1 protein-coding gene is annotated in these 1,067 nt (G+C 69.2%); it reads right to left on the reverse strand.

All coding sequences use genetic code 11. The annotated features are described in order from the left end of the window. Positions 1 to 933 (reverse strand): CheR family methyltransferase (locus DPV74_RS41505; RefSeq protein WP_119339295.1); only part of this gene is annotated, 933 nt, incomplete at its 3' end. Positions 934 to 1,067: the final 134 nt, after the last annotated feature.

Here is a 1,067-nt window from a genome sequence, read left to right on the forward strand (position 1 = left end):
CGTCGCGGCCGCCGCGGGCGCCTGCGCGCCACGCGGCCGCGCGCCCTGTGCGGCGTCGCGAGTCAGTTCGTACACCGTCTGCCCGCGCAGCCGGAACGCCTGCGTGACGTACGTGAAGTTTTCCGAATGGCCGGCGAACAGCAGCCCGCCCGGCTTCACGAGCGGCTCGAAGCGCGACAGCACCTGCCCCTGCGTCGGCTTGTCGAAATAGATCATCACGTTGCGGCAGAAGATCGCGTCGAACGGCTTCGCGATCCCGTAATCCGCATCGGTCAGGTTCAGCTGCTCGAAGCGGATCATCGCGCGCAGCTCGGGGCGCACCTTCACGCGGCCGGCCTGCGCGCCCGTACCCTTCAGGAAGAAGCGCTTCAGCCGCTCCGGCGCCAGGTGCTTGACCTGGTCATACGTGTAGATGCCGGCCTCCGCCTTCGCGAGCACCTGCGTGTCGAGGTCGGTCGCGAGGATCGACGCGCCGCGCGCGGCCGATTCGCCGAGCGCCTCGATCAGCGTGATCGCGATCGAGTAAGGCTCCTCGCCGGTCGACGCCGCCGAACACCAGACCGATACGGGCGCCGGCCGCCCCTTCACGAAATCCGACAGGATCGGGAAATGGTGCGACTCGCGGAAGAACGCGGTCAGGTTCGTCGTCAGGGCATTGGTGAACGCTTCCCACTCGAGCGGATCGTCTTCCTGCTCGAGCAGGTCGAGGTAGTCGCGGAACGTGTCGAGGCCGCGTGCCCGCAAGCGGCGCGCGAGACGGCTGTACGCCATGTCGCGCTTGTGCTCGGACAGCGAGATCCCCGCGCGTTGATGGATCAGCGCGCGGATGCGTGCGAAATCCGCGCCCGTGAACGCGAAGTCGCGCCCCGGCTCGCCCGCGCGAGGCGAGGCATCCGGTGCATCGGGTCGAAACGGCGCGCGCGCGTGCGACATGATTTAGAAGGTCTCCCAATCGTCATCGGACGTGCCGGACGTGGCCGGCGCCGGCTTCTCGCCGTTCAGCGCCGGGCGCACGAGCGCGGGCTTCGCGGCCGGCTTGTCGGCCGGCGCGGCGGATTTCGCGAGAC

This window comes from Burkholderia sp. HAN2018, from assembly GCF_024704855.1.
GTDB classification, from domain to species: domain Bacteria; phylum Pseudomonadota; class Gammaproteobacteria; order Burkholderiales; family Burkholderiaceae; genus Burkholderia; species Burkholderia cepacia.